The 308-nt window shown below is 50.0% G+C and carries 1 pseudogene; it reads right to left on the reverse strand.

From position 1 onward, the window contains the following. A pseudogene (locus NE473_RS30885) lies at positions 1-195 on the reverse strand (DAPG hydrolase family protein); the annotation flags it as partial. Positions 196-308 lie beyond the last annotated feature (113 nt).

Consider the following 308-nt stretch of genomic DNA (forward strand, 5'->3'; position numbering starts at 1 on the left):
CTCCTGATACCGCTCCTCTGACAGGCCATACTCTATCAAATCAATGGAGTGGGATACGGCGGGTATTCCCATTGACGGGTCGCCTCCCGCGCCAAGGTCCAGAGTTTCCACGGACCATACGCCGTCTCTGTCATTTTCACCGTTTACAAACTTATGATCCCAGTGATCCAGTGGATTCCATATTTTGTATCTCAAATTGCCTTCCCCGGGGACCATGCTTTTCGAATACCGGTTATACCATGTCCCGTACCATCTCCTCCATTTTCCCTGCCAGGTGACCGGCGAGACAGAATATTCAATATAGAAAC

Origin of the sequence: Hungatella sp. SL.1.14, assembly GCF_024460495.1 — a bacterium.
Lineage (GTDB): Bacteria > Bacillota > Clostridia > Lachnospirales > Lachnospiraceae > Hungatella > Hungatella hathewayi.